This window comes from Collimonas sp. GW821-FHT07E08, assembly GCF_059418905.1.
Window position 1 is genome coordinate 139123 of the sequence record NZ_JBWKQR010000006.1, and the last position, 14898, is coordinate 154020.

General features: G+C 60.8%; 16 protein-coding genes. 7 read left to right on the forward strand and 9 right to left on the reverse strand.

Annotated elements, in window-relative coordinates:
- Window positions 1–90: 90 nt before the first annotated feature.
- The 3 genes from AC07RZ_RS09685 to AC07RZ_RS09695 all read right to left on the reverse strand — a co-directional run bounded on the left by AC07RZ_RS09685 (window position 91) and on the right by AC07RZ_RS09695 (window position 1914).
- A complete protein-coding gene (locus tag AC07RZ_RS09685; protein WP_494667804.1) occupies window positions 91–528 on the reverse strand; it encodes a pilin in 438 nt (145 codons plus the stop codon).
- A 124-nt stretch (window positions 529–652) separates the two neighbouring features.
- On the reverse strand, window positions 653–1033 hold the full coding sequence (locus AC07RZ_RS09690) for a hypothetical protein (RefSeq protein ID WP_494667805.1): 381 nt from the start codon (window positions 1031–1033) through the stop codon (window positions 653–655).
- A gap of 11 nt (window positions 1034–1044) precedes the next feature.
- Window positions 1045–1914 (reverse strand): hypothetical protein, encoded by an 870-nt coding sequence (locus AC07RZ_RS09695; protein ID WP_494667806.1) that lies wholly within the window; start codon window positions 1912–1914, stop codon window positions 1045–1047.
- A gap of 236 nt (window positions 1915–2150) precedes the next feature.
- Between AC07RZ_RS09695 and AC07RZ_RS09700 the strand changes: the two genes are divergently transcribed.
- The 7 genes from AC07RZ_RS09700 to AC07RZ_RS09730 all read left to right on the forward strand — a co-directional run bounded on the left by AC07RZ_RS09700 (window position 2151) and on the right by AC07RZ_RS09730 (window position 9142).
- Window positions 2151–4265, forward strand: a complete 2115-nt coding sequence (locus tag AC07RZ_RS09700; protein WP_342829808.1) for a type VI secretion system Vgr family protein — start codon at window positions 2151–2153, stop codon at window positions 4263–4265.
- Between the two features lie 13 nt (window positions 4266–4278).
- Window positions 4279–5757 (forward strand): DUF2169 family type VI secretion system accessory protein, encoded by a 1479-nt coding sequence (locus AC07RZ_RS09705; protein WP_494667807.1) that lies wholly within the window; start codon window positions 4279–4281, stop codon window positions 5755–5757.
- Window positions 5750–6367, forward strand: a complete 618-nt coding sequence (locus AC07RZ_RS09710; RefSeq protein ID WP_494667808.1) for a DUF4150 domain-containing protein — start codon at window positions 5750–5752, stop codon at window positions 6365–6367. Before AC07RZ_RS09705 ends, AC07RZ_RS09710 begins: the two co-directional genes overlap by 8 nt.
- A gap of 2 nt (window positions 6368–6369) precedes the next feature.
- Window positions 6370–7032, forward strand: a complete 663-nt coding sequence (locus AC07RZ_RS09715) for a hypothetical protein (RefSeq protein WP_494667809.1) — start codon at window positions 6370–6372, stop codon at window positions 7030–7032.
- Between the two features lie 29 nt (window positions 7033–7061).
- A complete protein-coding gene (locus tag AC07RZ_RS09720) occupies window positions 7062–7553 on the forward strand; it encodes a hypothetical protein (RefSeq protein WP_342829811.1) in 492 nt (163 codons plus the stop codon).
- A 30-nt stretch (window positions 7554–7583) separates the two neighbouring features.
- Window positions 7584–8606 (forward strand): hypothetical protein, encoded by a 1023-nt coding sequence (locus AC07RZ_RS09725; RefSeq protein ID WP_494667810.1) that lies wholly within the window; start codon window positions 7584–7586, stop codon window positions 8604–8606.
- A gap of 218 nt (window positions 8607–8824) precedes the next feature.
- Window positions 8825–9142, forward strand: coding sequence for a hypothetical protein (locus AC07RZ_RS09730; RefSeq protein WP_144740728.1), 318 nt, complete (start codon window positions 8825–8827; stop codon window positions 9140–9142).
- Between the two features lie 37 nt (window positions 9143–9179).
- Here AC07RZ_RS09730 and AC07RZ_RS09735 read toward each other — a convergent pair whose 3' ends face one another.
- The 6 genes from AC07RZ_RS09735 to AC07RZ_RS09760 all read right to left on the reverse strand — a co-directional run bounded on the left by AC07RZ_RS09735 (window position 9180) and on the right by AC07RZ_RS09760 (window position 14746).
- On the reverse strand, window positions 9180–11009 hold the full coding sequence (locus AC07RZ_RS09735) for a pilus assembly protein (RefSeq protein WP_494667811.1): 1830 nt from the start codon (window positions 11007–11009) through the stop codon (window positions 9180–9182).
- Window positions 11010–11019: 10 nt separating this feature from the next.
- On the reverse strand, window positions 11020–11535 hold the full coding sequence (locus AC07RZ_RS09740; protein WP_494667812.1) for a pilus assembly PilX family protein: 516 nt from the start codon (window positions 11533–11535) through the stop codon (window positions 11020–11022).
- Window positions 11532–12074 (reverse strand): type IV pilus modification protein PilV, encoded by a 543-nt coding sequence (pilV, locus tag AC07RZ_RS09745; RefSeq protein ID WP_494667813.1) that lies wholly within the window; start codon window positions 12072–12074, stop codon window positions 11532–11534. Before pilV ends, AC07RZ_RS09740 begins: the two co-directional genes overlap by 4 nt.
- A 99-nt stretch (window positions 12075–12173) precedes the next feature.
- Window positions 12174–12485, reverse strand: a complete 312-nt coding sequence (locus AC07RZ_RS09750) for a metal-sensing transcriptional repressor (protein ID WP_144740716.1) — start codon at window positions 12483–12485, stop codon at window positions 12174–12176.
- 78 nt (window positions 12486–12563) lie between these two features.
- The gene (locus AC07RZ_RS09755; RefSeq protein WP_494667814.1) at window positions 12564–14066 is read right to left on the reverse strand and encodes a sensor histidine kinase; all 1503 of its coding nucleotides are present in this window, start codon (window positions 14064–14066) and stop codon (window positions 12564–12566) included.
- Entirely contained in the window at window positions 14063–14746 is a 684-nt protein-coding gene (locus tag AC07RZ_RS09760) for a response regulator (RefSeq protein WP_092395873.1), read from the reverse strand. The genes AC07RZ_RS09755 and AC07RZ_RS09760 overlap by 4 nt, the downstream gene beginning before the upstream one ends.
- Window positions 14747–14898 lie beyond the last annotated feature (152 nt).

Genomic DNA, 14898 nt, shown 5'->3' on the forward strand with positions numbered 1-14898 from the left:
AAGCGACCGTTCTTGCCGCTTTCATTACAAATGATCCATGCATTTAAATGGGATAAAAATTTTGACAGGCATATCGGAAGGCAGGTTCCATCATTTGCACAACGCCGTGGCGCGACAGCCGCTGCCGGCGCTGGACCACTGGATCGGATTGCCGGGAACCGGTGTCAGCACGTAGGTATCGGTGGCAAGAATGCCGTCTTTTTCCTGCGGGACAACTGTGACGACGCCGTTCTTGGTGCGGACCGCGGCAACGCGGTTGCCGGCATTTGCGGTCAGGTCGGCAGGAATTCCATTGCTGCCGCCGTCGCAGCCTGCCGCGGCGTTCAAATGTTGCATGCAAGCCTCGACAGCGGATTTGGCCGTGGCGCTTGCCGCAATCACTTCAGCGAATTTTTCTTTCTTCAGGTGGTTTTGATAGGCGGGTATGGCAACCGCCGCCAGAATGCCAAAGATCGCTATGGTCAGCATCAACTCAATCAGCGTAAAACCCTGGCCGATCCTGGCATGCGGATGGTGTGATATTTTCATTTTGGCACTCCCGGATTCAGTGAAGCTTCCAGTTAGAGCGCCGGAACCTGATTTTGTTCTTACCGCTTATGCAAGATAGGGTTTCCTTGAGACAGCTAACGATCCGCAGAAATCTACTTCGGACTCAGCCAAGCGGACTTGCTTTCCGGTAAACCGTCACCGGCGTGGCTTGGGCATCGCCTATCAGCCGCAACGCCCAGTCCTGGTGCTGCAGGGCGGCGTCCAGATGCAAGGGAATCTGCTCGGTCAATTGCGCCCATATCTCGCTTTGCTCGGGAATGCTCAAGGTTTGATCGCCGTCAAAGCGAATCAGCAGCAGCACACTGTCGCCGACAAACTGGTCGGCGCGGACCGCCACGATTTCATCGATCTGCGTCCATTGCACTTCTTGCCTGACATCGGCGGTTTCAGCCAGCAAGCCTTGCTCTGTCAGGCTAAGCCTGGGAGCAAGCCGGCGCGATGGCAGGCGGTTGATCAGCCAGGCCTGGAGGCGTTCGATCAGCATAAGGCAAATTCCTATTTATCCGTTTTCCAGTAGAACTCCGATAACATCCACGCCTGGTGCACCGCCTCCTTGCTCACATCGTGGCCGACCCAGGCGCCCAGCAGGCCGCCGACGATGCCGCCGACCAGCACCGCGCCGCCTTCGGTGATTTCACCCACCACCGGAATCAGCAAGGTCGGCGAAGCCCAGGTGCCGGCCCAGGCTGCGCCGGCCGCTGCGCCGCCGAGCATGCCGTAGCGGCCGCCCATGAAACCGCCGGCAGCGCCGCCTATTTCTTCGGTAGCGACGCGCGCCCGCTCGTGCGGGTCAGCCTTTTCGATGACGACGCCGACCACCACCACTTCCAGCACGATGCCGGCCGGCCCCGCAGTGCGGCCGATGATCGCCAGCCGGTTGGTAAACGCGCGGGTCTTGCCGACGCTGTTGAGCACCGCTTCGATGCTGCCTTTTTTCTTGAGCAGCTGTTCCAGGGTGGGAAGGTCTTTTTCCGGCTTCAGCACTTCGGAATAAAAGCGGCCGAACGGCGTCAGCGGCTTGCGCATTTCGATCACCAGCCGGTTGCGTTGTACTTCGATCAGTTCCCTGGCTTCTTCCGCGGTCACGTTGCCGCGCTGTAAAAGCTGGTTGGCCTGCTGCTGGATCAGCTTGTTGGCCTTGTCGTAGACTGCGCGCCAATAACTGTCCCAAGCCAGGTTGGCGCCGACCGGGACCGGGATATTGACCAGCTCGGATGCGGTGACGGCCTGGCTGTAGGCGATGCCTTGGCCAGGAGCCGGCCGGCGGCCGATATCGGGCGCCATGCCGGCGCCGAGCAGGCCCGGCTGCGGCCCGAGACCGAGCGGGTCTTCTGCTGTGCAAGGATAGAACGCTTTGTTTCCCATTGTTTCAGCTCCCATCGACCGCATAAGCATAGCCGCTGAACAGCGATTGCGCCAAGTTTGACTTGTCTTCCGGCAAGGAATTATTGCACTTTATTTGCAAAAAACCCTTTTATTTCAACAGCTTACAGGCGTTTAAAAAAGCCCCTAAAGTTTACGCTAGGATAATGTTTCAGCACGTCAATACCAGCAACCACCGAGTCCAGCGCCGCTAAACCGAGAGCGACAAGGAGTGCATCGTGTCAGAGTCCAACCTGCTTGATCTGCAGAATCAACGCATTATCGTATGGCACGGCCCGACCCAGGGCTCGCAAGAACTCTTGCTGCGCAGTTTTGGCGGGGTCGAAACGCTGTCCCAGCTGTTCGAGTTCGATTGCGATTTGCTCTCCAACGACCCCGGCATTGAACTGAAACAGATGATCGGCAAGAAGGTGGCGCTGGAAATCGCCATGTCGGACGGCGATCCGCGCTACCTTAACGGCCTGGTGACGGCTTTTGCCCATACCGGCTCGGACGGCGGCTACGCCATGTACCGGGCAGTGCTGCGGCCCTGGCTGTGGGTGCTGGGAAAACGCTACGATTCGACCATTTTCCAGGACAAGGGCCCGGAAGACATCACCCGTGCGGTGTTTGCCAAGTTCGGCACCTTGCCCGATTTTGAATTCCGGCTGCGCCATGCCCCGCCCAAACCGTATAGCTATTTTGTGCAATACCGCGAATCGGACCTCAATTTCCTGTCGCGCATGTGGGACGAGCTGGGCTGGACCCGCTATTTCGAATACACCAAGGATTCGCACAAGCTGGTCATCACCGACGACAGCACGCAGCTGCCGGAACTGAAGGCGCAGCCGCAGATCCGCTTCCACAATACGCAGGCGATCCAAAGCAAGGATTCGATCGTCAGCTGGGCCGCGACCCGGGAACTGCAATCCGGCAAGGTCACGCTGAAAAGCGGCAACTATAAATCGCCGGGCGCGCCGATGATGACGGAAATGGATACCGTGGCGCAGCAGGGCGAAGTCGAGCGCTACGAGATTTTCGACTACCTGGGGCAATACGGTTTCGCCAACGCCGACGAAGCCGACCAGATCGCCAAGCGCCGCCTGGAGCGCATCGAAGCCCAGGGCAAGGTCTTCAACGGCAAGAGCAATTGCCGCGCGCTGGCGGTGGCCAACAGTTTCGAACTGGTCGGCCATTACGACCACGATGCCGGTTCAGCGGAAGACCGGCAATTCCTGGTGACCTCGATCAAGCATGCCGGCAGCAATAATTACGCTAACGAAGAAGGCGGCGGCGAGTACTGGAACAGCTTCACCTGCATCCGCAAGAAAATCCCGCACCGACCGCCGCACAGCGCTTCGATGCCGATGATCCCGGGGCCGCAGACCGCGGTCGTGGTGGGGCCGTCCGGCGAGGAAATCTATGTCGACGCCATGGGCCGGGTGAAAGTGCAGTTCAAATGGTTCCGCGACGGCGAATCGAACGAAAAGAGTTCTTGCTGGGTGCGCGTTTCGCAACTCTGGGCCAGCGGCGGTTTCGGCTTCATCCAGCACCCGCGCATAGGCGACGAAGTGATCGTGGCGTTCATGGACGGCTCGCCCAACCGGCCGATCATCGTCGGCCGGGTATACAACGGCGAGAACCTGCCGCCCTGGGACCTGCCGGCCAACAAGACCCAGAGCGGCATCCTGACCCGCTCCTCCAAGGGCGCGACGGCGGCCAATGCGAATGCCTTCCGCTTCGAGGACAAGAAGGGCGCGGAGGAAGTCTGGCTGCATGCCGAAAAGGACCAGCGCATCGAGGTCGAGCACGACGAATCGCACTGGGTGGGCAATGACCGCAGCAAGAACATCGACCACGATGAAACCACGCACGTAAAGCATGACCGGACCGAAACGGTCGACAACAACGAAACGATCACCATCGGCGTCAACCGCACGGAAAAAGTCGGCGCCAACGAAACCCTCGATGTCGGCGGCAACCGCACCGAACACATCACCGGCAACCATACGGAAACCATCAACGGCATGGAAAACGTCGTCATTGCGCTGACCGCCACCGAAAGCGTGGGGCTGGCCAAGGCCCTGACGGTGGGGGCGGGTTATGCGGTGACGGTAGCCGGCGCGATGAATACGGCAGTGGGACTGGCGCAGTTTGAAGAAGTGGGGCTTAACAAGAGCGTCATGGTCGGCAAGAAATTCTCCATCAATGCGGGCAACGAATTTGCCATCCATGTCGGCAAGTCGAGCCTGGTGATGAAATCGAACGGCAGCATCGTGATCAACGGCGCCAAACTGGAAATTTCCGGCAGCGGACCGGTCAAGATCAACGGCAAAGACGTGGACATCAATTAAGCGCGGCCGCCCCATGGAATTCCGCAACCTGACTTCGTTTCCGGCGCTGGCCTTTGAAGGCATAGACCAGCACGGCCAGTCTTTCCATGTGGCCGTGCTGCGCCAGACGCTGACATTTTCTTCCGGCCGGCTGGAGTATGCCGGTGCGCAAGCGCCGCTTTGCGAGGTCGATACTTTCTTTGGCGAGATGAACCGCAGCAGCCTGCGGCAGGAAAGCGACCTGTGCCAGTACAAGCCGAAATGCGACGTCATCGTCAACGCCACCGCGCATGCGCCGCAGCATAAGCCGGTCCAGCGCTTCGAGGTGCTGGTGCGGATCAAGCGCGCCGATACGCAGATGGCGTTGCCGGCCGCCGCGCAAGGATTGAACCTCTTCACTTCGCCATCGCAGGCCGAGATGGAAGCCTGGCGCATCGCTACTGCGCACGCGCAACGCACCAGGGTGCCGGGCGCGGTGCTGCTGGAAAAGAAACTGGCGGTCACCGGAGAACGCGTGTTCCGGCAGCGCGCCTGGCCGCTGCGGCTGGCCGCCACGCTGGCCAGGTGGGGCACCCTGGGGCTGGTCAAAGCCAATCCCTGGCGGCTTACTTCTCCCCAGGCTTTTACCGATATGCCGTTGCGTTATGAATACGCGTATGGCGGCGAATGCCGCGTCAACGCCGGCGACCGCGGCGCCAGGCGCATCGGCAAAAAATACCGCCTGACGCCAGCTGGGCTGGCCGGCCACCCGGACCGCGAAGCAGCGCCGGCATTGCAGCCCGTGGCCCACCGCACATGCGAACAGAACCTGGTGGGCCGCGGTTTTGCCGAGCCATGGTTTTTGCGCGCCAGCGGCACGAAATCTGTTCCGGCGCCACGCATCGAACACTACGATGCGCCGCTATCCGCCAGGTTGTTCTGGCAGTCGCTCAGAGGAAAGTTCACGGACGCCGGCACGCTGCCGCGCCCATTTGAACCGGCCGGGCTTGGCCTGCGCGCCAAGGCGCATCCGCAGCGCCGGGCATTGCTGGGCACCGTCGATGACGCATTTATCGGCAGCGACGCCTGGCTGCCGCAGGATTTCGACTTCGCGATCTGGAACTGCGCGCCGCCGGACCAGCAAATCGGCTATCTCGCCGGCGACGAGAGGATCGAACTGGTCAACCTGTGCGCCCCGGACGCGCCCGGGGCAACCATCGATGGGCAAGGCAATACCTGCCTGGAACTGGCGTTGCCCGGCCATGCCTGCACCCTGCTGATGCGGATGGAGGACGGCGCCATGTTCTTGCACCCGATGCACATCGATTCCCTGCTGATCGAACCGGAGCAGGGCGCCGTCAGCCTGGTATGGCGCGCCGTCATCGCCAAGGATGCCGACATCCGCGCTGTCGATTTGCGCCAGCACTGCGAATTCGAAGCCGGATTCATGCAGTTGATAGCAGAAGGCGCACGCAAGCAGAAGTCATTCGGACGCGCCGGCGGCAGCGTTGAACGGGAGCTGCAGCATGGGTAAGATAGGCGCGCGCCAAAGCGATATCTTAAAAGCCGTATCCACCGCGCCGTCCATCAATAAAACGCCGGTGGGCAGCAGCACTCCGCCTTTGCCTTATCCGACCACGCAAGACCTGTCGAACAGTGCATCGGTAGCCGATAGCGTCCACTTCAACGGCAAGCCGGCCTATGTGCTGAACATGGCGCAACAACCGAAGTGCAGCGGCGACGACCCGGGCACCGCCAACGGCGTCAAGTCCGGCACCGTCAACGGCTATGTGAAACCGACCGGGGCCGCCAGCCGCTTCAAGGCGGAAAGACACTACGTGGTGCGCCAGGGCGACAGCAATGTCATGAACGGCGGCAATAATCCGGGCATCTATATCACCACGCAGATGCCGCATCCGCCGGGCAGCCTGCCGCCTCCCGCCGCGCCGACCCAGAGCAGCCCGCCGGTGCTGCCGGAAACGCCTGCGGAGAGCGCCTTCCTGTCCCGGCAAGGCAACGCCCTGGCGCCGGCGCTCGGCCCCAACATCAATACCGGCAAGGTATTGGCGGTGGCAGCCATTGCCGGCCAGGCCGGCGTGGTGCTGGCGCCTTGCGTCGCTTTCATTCCCGGCAAGAAGGGCTAAGCATGGCCGCTATCCTTATCCCGGTGGGCGAGGTCGTGATCGAGGGCGGGATTACCATTTGGCATATCCTGTTCGGCGCCACTGTCGTCACCGGCGGTGCGGTGGTGCTGCATGAAGCCACCCAGGAGAAAGCGCCGGCCACGACCGAAACCACTACAATTGTCGGTACGGGAAAGCTGGATTGCGGAGACAATGGCAGCTATGAGGATCTGCTTAAAAAGAGCGGGGATAATAAATTTGACCGCGATCACGTTCCATCGAAGGCGGCATTAAAGGAAGCTGCGCAGAAAATCATCGACGAGACGCCCGGGCTCGCCGAAAAGCTCACCGATGCGGGGCGAAAGGCGCTTTTTGGATCGGGCAGCGATCCTGGCTTGATCGCTAAACAAGGCCAGGCGATAGCGATTCCCAAAAAAGACCATCAGCAGCACAGCGATACCTATGGCCGGCGCAACAGTCCGGACAAGATCGATACGGATTCCGACGAGCTGCAGGAAGCGGCAAAAAAGGATACGAAAACGATTGAAGATGCCGAAGGAAAGGAAATGGATGACGAATGCTTGAAGAAATATCAAAAAGCAGCAGAGCAGATTCGCAAGAAAACGCATGCCGAATATATCAAGGACCTTACCAAGCTGATTAAAGATGTCATTGCGAAACAGTGATGCATTTTTAATTTTCACAAGGAAATCACATGTTAGTTATTGAAGATGCGGTGAAGTTGTTTGGCTTGTCTCCGATAGACAAATCCGTTGATGCTTACTTAACCATTCTCGGCATAGAAGAGCGCCCGGAATTCGACGAGAATCCTGAAGAGTGGTTAAGCAAAACCGAGCAAGGTTATATCCTGATGTTCCGCGCCAAGCACGGATACACGAGACTCTACGGTGCGACCGATGCCGCCGGGGACATGATTTTCAGCGGCATCCGCTTGCACGGCCCGCAAAATGCCGACGATTTCCAGCCTTACCTGGGCAAGTTGCCTTTTGGGCTGCATTTTGAGCAAGGTCCCGATGACATCAAGAAGACATTGGGAGAGCCCGGTTTTGAAGATGAGCCTGGCACATCCCAGAGGACGCTGTTGTGGAACAATTTCAAGGAGCTGCAAATCGGCATCGTATTGACGGCCGATGAAAAGCATTGCGCTTACATTACCTTCAAACCGGTACAAATCAAATTTCGCTAAGAGAAACGACTGCCAGAGCAGTGATGCCCAATGGACCAAACTACGCCGCCGACCGCTGATCTCTTCCTGCAGCACCTGGGAAAACCCGTTGAATCCATAGAGGCGGCGGTATTCCGGTATGCGCACAAACCGGATTTCGAACTCCCGGAGCACTCTCCGATAGGCGGGATCTTTTTCAAGCGCCTGGGATTTTCGATCACATTCTGCCCGCCGGATTTTTATCATGCGGATGCTGCGCAAACCGGAGCGCCGGCGATCATTACCAATGTCCAGATGTATTCCGGCGACGATTATTATGACCACGCTCGCTACGCATCTTCGCTGCCGCATGCGCTCAGTTTTGCGGACAGCCGCGAGGATTTGCAGCAGAAACTGGGAAGCGCTAAATGGACATTTCCATTCGTCGCTCCATTCAAGCTGGAGCGCTGGGATTTCCCCGGCCACTGGCTGCTGGTTTCTTATACCGAGGACATGTCCGCCTTGCGCATGATCGAGGTCGGGCTCCAGCCTGGGCCGCCGGCGCCGTCTGTCCTGCCGAAAATCGAACAGCCGGATATCCACACCCTGCAATCCTTGCTGGAACTGTGCTGGAATGAGGTCGCGCAGCATCCCAGCCTGCAAGACGCGGATTTTTCCGCTTTGGCCGGCGCCGCGCCTGATGATCAAAATTCGCACGAAGTGGATGAACTGCAAACGCGCGGCATCGAACTGTATTTTCGCCGTTCGCAGAAGAACGACGAAGCGTTTTTTATCCTGTCGGGCGCCCGCTATATCCGCAAGGGCCTCTATTCGTCGGCCGGTTTTGACGGCGCCTTGCCCAAAGGCCTGCTTTTTTCAGATACGCCTGAAACCGTGGTCGCGAAGGTGGGCAGTTATCCGGTGACAGGCAAGGCCGATGAGCTGACCGGCTATTACGTATGGAAGCTGCCGGAATACATGCTGCATGTAGGGTTCAGCGTCATGGAGCAGCGCGTCAACCGGATCCGCGTCGCCGCCCATCCCTATTATGCGGTTGAGCTGCTCGAATCGCCGCTCTTGGAAACCCCATCCTGAATTCGGCGGGAAATGCCGCTGCACGCAGGTAAAAACAGCCCATCCAATCCGGCCGGATGTCATCTGGCATCCAATTTTTGCCACAATCTGTTACTTGGCGTTACACTTGTTGCCCCGCAGACCAACATAGATTGACGCTTGCCTCTACACTGAAGTCACAGAATGACGACATCGGGCGACATCGCCGCACACAACAGTCTTGGCAAACAGGAAATGAAATGAAAAAACTTTTAGCATGTCTGGCGTTCAGCGCCATTGCCGCGGGTGCTTGCGGCAGCGCCGTGGCCGGCGGCGTGAATGTCGGCGTCGGTATTTATGTCGATCCGCCGGTACGGCCGTATTACCCCCCGGTTGTGCAATATGAACCGCGCTATGTCCCGGCGCCGGTGTATTACCCGCCGCAGGAAGTCTATGTGGACCCGGGCTGGCGCGAGCGCCGCGAATGGCGGGAACGCCGCGACGACGAATGGCGCCGTGAGGAATGGCGGCGCCGGAACTGGCGCGAACATCGCCACCATCACGACGACGACGATTAACTCCAGCCAAGCCCGCTACCCGCGGGCTTTTTTTCGGCTATTCCCGATCCGCCGGCACCGGCAACTGGCGCCAGGTCCTTAGCAGGCGCCGCTCCGGCGGATTCAGGCGGATGGCATGCGGCTTGCCGGCGCGGTCCTTGATCACCAGCTGGCGGCGACCGTCAGGCAGGGTGATGGCAGCGGGCGTGACGGTTGACGGCGCTACTTCGATCATGGAGACGGTTCTCGGAAAATCGGCAAACCCGGCGCCAGGCGTGGCGCCGCCCGTGGCGTAGTCGATGGCGATCAGATACGATTTTTCATTGGCGGCTGAGTATGTCAGCGCCCACAGTACGCCATCGATGATCTGCAGTTTTCCGACCACCAGGCCGACCTTTTCCGGCAAGTCGATGTACCAGCCGCGCTGCCTGCTCCAGTTGACGGTATTGCCGCTCAATTGCCATTTCCCGTCTTTGTCTTCTATCAGCGTCTGTTGCTGCAACTGTCCCCTGCCGGCAACGGGAGCGGCGCCGGGTTTTTCCCCGATGCCGTACAGGCTTGCGGTTTGCGGCTTGCCCGTGACGGCGCCGTCTTCCATTCCGCCGGCGCCAAACATGACCAGCGCGCCACCCCTGGGATGATGTTCCAGCAGCGGTTGCTGCAGCAGAGATTGCGTCTTGTGTCCGCCATCGGCGGCCGTAAACAGCGGCTGGCCGTCGAATGCAGCTTGCCACTGCTGCGCCGCGCCGGCGTTCAGGTCGAATTTCCAGAGTTTGCCCTGCAAGTCGCCGGCGTAGGCTGCGTTTACCTGGCGCTGCCTGTCAAAGACCAGGGCCGGCGTCGACAAGCCGTTGGGCGCTTGCGGACCGCCGGCGCCGGCAACCAGTTTCCTGACCAGCCTGCCGCTGGCAAGTTCAGCCAGATACAGCACGGCGCGTTGCCTTTTGCTTTGATAACCATTGCCGTATATCGCGCCCCAGCTGCCGTTGCGCAGGCGGACTGCAAAAGCTTCGCCGAGCTGGTAACCCATGTCGTCATCCGGCGCGCCATGGCCATCGTCTTCCGCGCTTTTCTGCCACAGCAGAGGATTGCCGGGCCAGGCGCCGGGATCGCTGATGTCCAATGCAAACAGGCTCCTTGCGGCGGCGCCGGTTGCGCCAAGCAGGATGGTCTTCCACCCGGCGCTTCCGCCATTCCCGAGATAGGCGTCGCCAGCCGTCAGCAGGCCGTCGACGTACAGCCGGTGCACATAACCGGCTTCGCTCAATGCCGGCAAACCGTCAAAGATCGCGCGTGGAATGAAAGCCGATTTTTCGACACCGTCGATCGCATCGAAACCATGCAGCATGCCGTCGTTGGCGCCGACATAGAGCATGGCGCGGCGCTGTTTCTTGCTGCTGACGAAACGCCGGTAACTGTCGCCGCCGTCGGCTGCCGGCAGCCGGTGATAAGCGGAATCTGACCAGCCGACATACAGCGGCACGGAATTGATGATGTCGCCCAGCTTGCCCTTGCGGTCGCGCAGCCGGCCGCCGTGCCGGATTTCCAGCGCCGCATTGCCTCTCAGGTATTCCTGTATCTCCTCGGACGACAAGGCGGCCCGTTGCCGGTCGTCGAGCTGTTGCCATTCGAATGGAACAGCGGCGCCGCCATCGCCCGCGGCCAGTATATGGCGCAGCTGCCACGCCGGAACAAGATCGGCGGCGTCCCACTGTGCTGTTTCGGAAACGCCGGCGGCGCTGATCGGATAGGCTTTGACATGGCCTTGCCAGGTTGCCGCTTCATGGCTTGCCGTATAGATGAACGGCGGCTCGTCCGGCGTATCCGCCGCCCTGGCGGACACGGAAGTCAGCATGAGCGCACAGATACAGGCCAAGACAGTTTTCATGGCTCGCACCTCATAAGAGCAGATAACTTTGCAGCAGCACCACCGAAGCGCTGCTGGCGCCTGTGCCTCTTGCCGTAATCTTGAACGCCGGCCGCGGCGGCTGCACATGATGCCGGTACTGCAGGTCGGCATCGAACTGCAGCCGTTCAACCAGGCAGCGCGCCGGTGCGGCAGGCTGCAAGCCTTCGCCGGCCGTGCGCGGTACAGCCACCGAGACTTCGCTGTTGCGCCAGCTGTCCGCGATTTCCCAGTAGGGTTTGCTGCCATCGCCCACCGCAACCGGCCTCTGCTCGAGCAGAGGGATGACGATCGGCGACAGTTGCAGCTGGTTTTCGCAAAAGCGCAGGGCGTGCTCGGCGGACTGGAAAGCCACTTGCAGGTTGCCGGCATTGGCCGCCATTTTTTCTTCAAGCAGCGCGGCGCGCAAAGCGCTCGACCCAAGCAGCAGCATCACCAGCAGGCAAAGCAGCAACATGGGAAGGATCAGGCCCGACTGCGGGCGCCGCTGGCGCAAAGAATGGTTCATGGGAAAAAAACAGTGGCGAGACAAACCACATCCTTGTGCAGGACCGGGTCGGCGGCGCCTGGCTGGCAATGTCTTGCAAGCTGATTACGCGCATCGCCGGCGCTGAGCGTATCCAGGAAATACACCTTGACCGTAAATCCCTCCGTCACCGAACCGGCGATCTCGCCCCAGCCGCCGGCCATCGCCTGGCCGAGTCCGGTGCGCCATTCATGGATATCCTTTGCCGCCAATTCCTGCGGCGTGCATCCTGCGGAACCGAGGCAGGACGGCGCGGACTCGCCGACGTCGGGATAAGCCTGCCGCCGCAGGTTGTAAGCGCCGCCATGCGCGCCGCGGATGTTGGCGCGCACGCGATCGGCCAGGTCGGCGCTGAACTGGCTGGCCGTGGTGCGCACGTGGGCCGTCTTCTGATAACGCAAGGCGGCGGTCTGCATGCCCATCAGGGCAAACAGGGCGAAGGCGCTGACGGCGATCGCCACCAGCACTTCTATCATGCCGATTCCGGTTTGCGTGGCGGTGCGGCTGCCGGCTGAGATCATGCGCTTCCTCTTTTCGCTCCAACATCGTGTGAAAAGAATTATAGGAATCGCAGATTGGCGAGGGAATAGCCGGTGCGCTTAAAAAATCCCAGCCAAAACTCAGGCAAATTTATCCAGCAAGGCTGCCAGGTTCCTGGCGTTTTCTTCCGCCTCCGCGGGATTGGCGGCAGCGGCAGTGTGGGTCACGATGGCGCCTGTCAGCAAGGTGATGAATGCCCGGTCGAGCGCTTTGCGGGCCGCCGCCAGCTGCTGGGCGACGCTCTCGCAATCGGCCGGCGCCGCGGCGTTGGCGATCAGTTTCTGCACGCCGCGGACCTGGCCTTCGACTCGCGCCAGCCGGTGCAGCAGGTCTTTCTTCTGTTCATCGCTCAGGGCCGTGCCGTGCACTATCTTGATAGGCGTATCGCTCAAAGCCTGTCTCCTTGAAGTTGAAACACCGCGCACAGCCGTTTGCCGGGCCGGCGCAAGTTACCGGGATGCCTAACGCTATCAGGAATCAAGGGATAACGCCAAGGGGAAGCTGACCGTCACCTTCAGGCCGGGAGCCTGGCCCTTGCTGTCGTCCGCGGCAGAGAGCGTAACCTGCGCGCCATGCGAGGAGGCGATATCGCGCACGATCGACAGGCCGAGGCCGGCGCCGCTGGGATTTTGCTGCTGCGCGGAGGGCGCCCGGTAAAAGGCGGAAAACACGCGCTCCCGGTCTTCCTCGGCGATGCCCATGCCGCTGTCTTCCACTTCCAGCAGGGCGCGCTGCGCCGCGCTGTCGCGCTGCACGCGCAATACAACCCTGCCGCAGGCCGGCGTGTAGTGAATCGCGTTATCCAGCAAATTGCTGACCAGTTCGTGCAGCAGCAAGGCATTGCCGCTGACGATCAACTGGTCGGCCGCATCGAACGACAGGTCGATCTGCTTCTTCACCGCCGCGCGCGCCTGCTCCAGGCCCACCTGGCGCGCAACGTCGGTGAGCGACACCGGTTCATTGCCGCTCTCGGCTGCGCCGTGCTCGGCGCGCGCCAGCGTCAGCAGCCGGTTGGCCAGGTGGACCGTGGCGTCGGTGGTGCCGGCAATGCTGGCGACGATTTCGCGCAGGCTGTGCCAGGCGCGCGCATCGTTGGGACTGCGGTCCAGTTCGCGCAAAGCCAGTTCAGCCTGCGTCTTGAGCACGGTGAGCGGGGTGCGCAGCTGATGCGAAGCATCGGCGATAAAACGGCGCTGGCCGGTGATCAGCGCCTGCAAGCGCCCCATGTAGCCATTCATCGCGACCACCAGCGGCCGTACTTCCTTGTGCACCTGGTTGACCTCGAAATCGGCCAGGTCGGTGGTGGCGCGCGCTTCCACCGCGGCTTTCAGCTGCATCAGCGGACGCAGCACAAAACGCACCGCGAACCACACCAGCAAGGCTGCCACCGTCACCAGCAAACCCTGGCGCCACAAGGTGCTGAACAGGATCTTGCGGGTCAGGTCGCTGCGCGCATCCATGGTTTCGCCGACCTGGATCAGCGCGATGCCGCGCATCGAATCGTCGTACACAGGCTGGTACAGGGCGGCGATGCGCACCGCCTGGTTGTGGTAATTGGCGTGGTAAAAACGCACCAGCGCCGGATAGATTTCCGAGCGCGGCACGTCGGGCGGCAAGGCCGGCAGGTCTTCGTAGCCTGAAACAAATTCGCCGCGCGTGCCGGTGACCTTGTAATAGATGCGGCCCAGGGTATCGGTCTCGAAACTGTCCAGCGCCACATACGGCACATCGGCGACCACCTTGCCATCGACTACCGACACGCGTTCCGCCAGCGCCCGGGTCGACGCCAGCAGGGCGCGGTCATAAGCCAGGTCGGCCACATCGAGCGCATTGCGGTAGACCGAAAATGCATCCAGCGCCACCACCAGCAGCAAAGGCACCAGGAGCCAGCTCAGTAACTGGCTGCGCAGGCTTCCCAGGGACTTTGCAGGTTTGGCTCCTGCAGCGGCCGGATCAGTGGGCGGCGCTGTCATTTTTCGGCGGCGACTTCCAACAGGTAGCCCAGGCCGCGCAAGGTCGTGATGGCGACCGCTTCGGCGTCGGGACGCTGCAGTTTCTTGCGCAAGCGATGGATATAGATTTCAATCGCATCGGGATTGGCGTCGTCGACCAGAGAAAACACTTCGTCGAACAGTTTTTCCTTGGACACCACGCGGCCGGCGCGGCTGATCAGCACTTCCAGCACCGCATGTTCGCGCGGCGTCAGCGCCAGCACGGTGTTGCCATAGCTAAACATGCGCGACACCGTATCGAACTGCAAGGCGCCGCAGCTGTAGACCGGCGCTTCGCCGCCTTGCGCGCGGCGCAGCAGGGCCTTGACGCGCGCTTCCAGCTCGACCAGCTCGAACGGCTTGGCCAGGTAGTCGTCGGCGCCCAGGTTCAAGCCTTGTACCCGGTCCTGCAGGCCGCCGCGCGCGGTCAGGATCAATACCGGGGTCTTGCTGCCGCGGGCGCGCAGACGCTTCAGGACTTCCAGGCCGTCCATTTTCGGCAAGCTCAGGTCCAGGATCACCAAGGCATATTGCTGCGTGTGCAGCAGGCTGTCGGCGTCGGCGCCGTTCATGGCGCACTCGACCGACCAGTGCGCATCCTGCAGCGCCTTGGTCAGCCAGCGCGACAGCTCGACATGGTCTTCAATCAGTAAAATCCGCATGGCTATGGCAACTAGTGGCTAGAATTCGAAAACGGGCCGTCAATACTCACACAGAAAACCTTGCTTGGCAAAATCTTGGGGGGTCGTTAGTGAAAGGAAAATGAAAGACTGCCGCCGTTATGATGTAAAAAAACGATTAAAGCCCTGGGTTT

What these genes read in the sequence shown, in the direction of transcription:
- AC07RZ_RS09760 (WP_092395873.1), bottom strand. Translation starts at nt 14,746, where the DNA reads ATGCGGATTTTACTGATTGAAGACCATGTCGAGCTGTCGCGCTGGCTG.
- AC07RZ_RS09715 (WP_494667809.1), top strand. Translation starts at nt 6,370, where the DNA reads ATGGCCGCTATCCTTATCCCGGTGGGCGAGGTCGTGATCGAGGGCGGG.
- AC07RZ_RS09705 (WP_494667807.1), top strand. Translation starts at nt 4,279, where the DNA reads ATGGAATTCCGCAACCTGACTTCGTTTCCGGCGCTGGCCTTTGAAGGC.
- AC07RZ_RS09725 (WP_494667810.1), top strand. Translation starts at nt 7,584, where the DNA reads ATGGACCAAACTACGCCGCCGACCGCTGATCTCTTCCTGCAGCACCTG.
- AC07RZ_RS09740 (WP_494667812.1), bottom strand. Translation starts at nt 11,535, where the DNA reads ATGAACCATTCTTTGCGCCAGCGGCGCCCGCAGTCGGGCCTGATCCTT.
- AC07RZ_RS09730 (WP_144740728.1), top strand. Translation starts at nt 8,825, where the DNA reads ATGAAAAAACTTTTAGCATGTCTGGCGTTCAGCGCCATTGCCGCGGGT.
- AC07RZ_RS09720 (WP_342829811.1), top strand. Translation starts at nt 7,062, where the DNA reads ATGTTAGTTATTGAAGATGCGGTGAAGTTGTTTGGCTTGTCTCCGATA.
- AC07RZ_RS09685 (WP_494667804.1), bottom strand. Translation starts at nt 528, where the DNA reads ATGAAAATATCACACCATCCGCATGCCAGGATCGGCCAGGGTTTTACG.
- AC07RZ_RS09695 (WP_494667806.1), bottom strand. Translation starts at nt 1,914, where the DNA reads ATGGGAAACAAAGCGTTCTATCCTTGCACAGCAGAAGACCCGCTCGGT.
- AC07RZ_RS09755 (WP_494667814.1), bottom strand. Translation starts at nt 14,066, where the DNA reads ATGACAGCGCCGCCCACTGATCCGGCCGCTGCAGGAGCCAAACCTGCA.
- pilV (WP_494667813.1), bottom strand. Translation starts at nt 12,074, where the DNA reads ATGATCTCAGCCGGCAGCCGCACCGCCACGCAAACCGGAATCGGCATG.
- AC07RZ_RS09710 (WP_494667808.1), top strand. Translation starts at nt 5,750, where the DNA reads ATGGGTAAGATAGGCGCGCGCCAAAGCGATATCTTAAAAGCCGTATCC.
- AC07RZ_RS09735 (WP_494667811.1), bottom strand. Translation starts at nt 11,009, where the DNA reads ATGAAAACTGTCTTGGCCTGTATCTGTGCGCTCATGCTGACTTCCGTG.
- AC07RZ_RS09690 (WP_494667805.1), bottom strand. Translation starts at nt 1,033, where the DNA reads ATGCTGATCGAACGCCTCCAGGCCTGGCTGATCAACCGCCTGCCATCG.